The organism is Klebsiella sp. GG_Kp173 (assembly GCF_040062415.1).
GTDB classification, from domain to species: domain Bacteria; phylum Pseudomonadota; class Gammaproteobacteria; order Enterobacterales; family Enterobacteriaceae; genus Klebsiella; species Klebsiella quasipneumoniae.
Genome location: NZ_JBEAFZ010000056.1, coordinates 1 through 2,688, shown reverse-complemented (window position 1 = coordinate 2,688; position 2,688 = coordinate 1). Strand labels below are relative to the sequence as shown.

The following is a 2,688-nucleotide window of genomic DNA, read 5'->3' as shown; positions in this document are numbered from 1 at the left end:
ACACAACCCGCTACGGGGGAGACTTACCCGAAATCTGATTTATTCAACAAAGCCGAAGGGAGGTCGTATGCAAACAGTGACGCGCTCATGAACGTACTGGATACGATAAACAACTCAGGCAAAGGCAAAGTATGGTTTGCCGGTCGGGGCATCGCACCGGCGTGGTCAATGAAGAGAGATATGCTCTCTCCAGCCTACACAACGAGGTGGGACTCGATACCGATCGCTACACTCTGAGTATCGCAATCAGGAAAAATGCCTTCCGTCTGCTGGTGGTTGATATTTGCTCTGGTGTTACCATTTGGGTATAATGAAAAGACCAAATGGAGGTTTGCTATGAAAACATTTAGTTTGTCCTCAACTCCAGCCAGACCACAGCGCCTCTGGCAGGTTGCCGGGTTAAATAATGCTGATGGCGTAGCGCTTCTGGGCCAAATAAATGAAGGTCTGGACGGGAAGGTGGCGAACCGGATAACTGACTGGGCCAGAATAACCCAGAATGACCTGAGAAAAATGTCCGGTATCCCGTCAACCACATTTAGCCGCAGTGTGAAGGCACGTTTTAACCCGGAACAAAGTGAACGTCTGGTACGTATTATCCGCGTCATTGATCGGGCGGTAGATTTGTTTGAAGGCGACAGGGAAGCCGCACAGAAGTGGTTGAACGAACCTAACCGGGCATTGAGCTGGAAAGTGCCAGCAGACCTGATGGCATCCGAAACTGGAGCCTATGAGGTCATTAAGCTGATTACGCGTCTGGAGCATGGGGTGTACTCGTGATCCTCTACAGGCTGACGAAAACAAAGTATCTTTCTACGGCCTGGACCGGATATGGTGCGAAAGAGGCTGGTGGGCGCTGGAATAGCGTGGGGGTGTCAATGGTATATGTCTCCGAAACGGCTTCACTAACGATGCTGGAGACGCTGGTACACCTGCATGCGGCACAGATAATGGACTCTTTCACGCTACTGAGTATCGATGTGCCTGATGAACTGATCCAAAGCGCAAACATGGATGAATTACCGGACAACTGGGCTGATGAGGATGCGCCTCAGGAACTGGCTGATTACGGAGATGCCTGGTCATTTACCAGGAGCTCGGTTGCACTGCGTGTTCCCTCAGCCTTATCGCCGGTAGAGTTCAATTATCTGTTAAATCCTGAGCACCCTGAGTTTTACGGGATCGTGCAGAAGGCTCAACAGATACCGTTCCGGTTTGATAGTCGTCTTAAACCTGACAGGAAGTGAAGCAAAGGAGGAGAGGGCGTTGTCATGATGCCTGGCGCTCCTGTCCGGTGTCACATAAAAAAGCCCGTCAGCGGCGGGCAAAGACTACACACAGCTATTACAGGATGATTCAGGCAGTTTCTTCGTAAACGTTGTAATCCAGCTTTGCTCCACTGTAATTCTGCAGGCTACGGGCTTTATTCATCGCGCAACTGAACGCATTCGAACGATCGCCTGCACTCCCATTATGCCCATAGCGGGCAATTTCATACGGTTTCTCATAACTGCTTTCTTCCAGCACAATAAAGGCTCCCGGTTCACTGGTCAGCAATTCGAAACCAAGACCTGCGGCCTTTGTATTCCTTAGCTGGTAATATGCAGTGAGTGTCATAATTGATTCCTTAAAATAATACCGATACAAAGATATTTCTACAGGCATTGTTGAGCCTGTAAAATTGCTGATAGTTCAGAGTGACTGTAAGTAATAATAACTTATTCAAGTGGCGCGTCAATTGGCTAAATAACCTTACCTTCATTAAATTTTGAAAGAAATACAATCAGGAAAAGTGACTTTAAAAATCTCTTTCGGATATGACGCTACTGATATCTGATATTGCCTGGAGAATTTTGTCATAGGCGTAGACCTCTATTTGGGCGTAAATCTTCAATCTGGTAGCTGAGTCGTTTGGTTAACATCAGACATGGGCGCAGCCGGCGAACAAGGGGGTTGTTCTGGCACTACATTGCGTCTGCACAGAACCGCTACACTGGACGGCGCAGAAGTGGTAACCGGAGCATATCGACTGAGGGGAAAATTCATGACTGAACTCCAGCAGATGCCGGGATGCAGGGCAGAAACACGGCGGAAACCATCTTAAAAGTTATTAACTTACCAGCTTATTAGCCCTGGGGGGATGGGAGTAAACACGGTATAATGGTGTCGGCGCTTGAGGCTTTTTGCCTCATGATGTTTGAGTGTTTTGATGTTGTGAGGCAGAAAGAAGAAAGCCCCGTAGGACGTTAATTTTCATTAACCAACCACACGAGGCCATCTGCTTGACTAGACACCAACAGAGTAGCCTCTTAGCTGCCGTAAGGCAAGGAGATGTATGGGTCCACCACATATTGCAATTTTTACTCTCACGTAAAATATAGTCCACTGGCGTCATCAGTTCGAGTGATTTATGTGGCCTTTTGCTGTTATACAGCACCAGATATTCAGCCATTCTTTGATTAAACAAATTCAGGTCCTCAAAAAGCAACAATTCATTGAATTCAATAAATTGTTCTCTAAGTGTCCGGTTAAATCGCTCACAGGTCGCATTCATTTTCGGTGTGTACGGATAGGTCCAGATGTGTTTAATCGAGGCTTCCTGTAGCGTTTTATCAAAGTTACCGAGGAACTCCTTACGGCTTTGTTGAATAAATCAGATTTCGGGTAAGTCTCCCCCGTAGCGGGTTG

General features: G+C 47.4%; 4 protein-coding genes and 1 pseudogene. 3 read left to right on the top strand and 2 right to left on the bottom strand.

What is annotated here, in order from left to right; translation table 11 throughout:
- From ABLU50_RS16070 to ABLU50_RS16060, 3 genes are all read left to right on the top strand, one after another.
- A partial coding sequence (locus ABLU50_RS16070; protein WP_348864855.1) for a DUF4113 domain-containing protein occupies positions 1 to 237 on the top strand: 237 nt, incomplete at its 5' end.
- A 99-nt stretch (positions 238 to 336) separates the two neighbouring features.
- Complete coding sequence (locus tag ABLU50_RS16065) at positions 337 to 780, top strand: antitoxin Xre/MbcA/ParS toxin-binding domain-containing protein (RefSeq protein ID WP_032413443.1); 444 nt, start codon at positions 337 to 339, stop codon at positions 778 to 780.
- Positions 777 to 1,247, top strand: a complete 471-nt coding sequence (locus tag ABLU50_RS16060) for an RES family NAD+ phosphorylase (RefSeq protein ID WP_004144067.1) — start codon at positions 777 to 779, stop codon at positions 1,245 to 1,247. The genes ABLU50_RS16065 and ABLU50_RS16060 overlap by 4 nt, the downstream gene beginning before the upstream one ends.
- A gap of 109 nt (positions 1,248 to 1,356) precedes the next feature.
- Here the strand turns inward: ABLU50_RS16060 and ABLU50_RS16055 are convergent, their stop codons facing one another.
- Both ABLU50_RS16055 and ABLU50_RS16050 read right to left on the bottom strand, forming a co-directional pair.
- Positions 1,357 to 1,617, bottom strand: a complete 261-nt coding sequence (locus ABLU50_RS16055) for a hypothetical protein (protein WP_017901409.1) — start codon at positions 1,615 to 1,617, stop codon at positions 1,357 to 1,359.
- 718 nt (positions 1,618 to 2,335) lie between these two features.
- Positions 2,336 to 2,635: pseudogene (locus ABLU50_RS16050) on the bottom strand (integrase core domain-containing protein); the annotation flags it as partial.
- Between the last annotated feature and the right edge of the window lie 53 nt (positions 2,636 to 2,688).

Excerpts from the sequence above, each read along its gene's own strand:
- ABLU50_RS16065 (WP_032413443.1), top strand. The coding sequence starts at position 337 with ATGAAAACATTTAGTTTGTCCTCAACTCCAGCCAGACCACAGCGCCTC.
- ABLU50_RS16055 (WP_017901409.1), bottom strand. The coding sequence starts at position 1,617 with ATGACACTCACTGCATATTACCAGCTAAGGAATACAAAGGCCGCAGGT.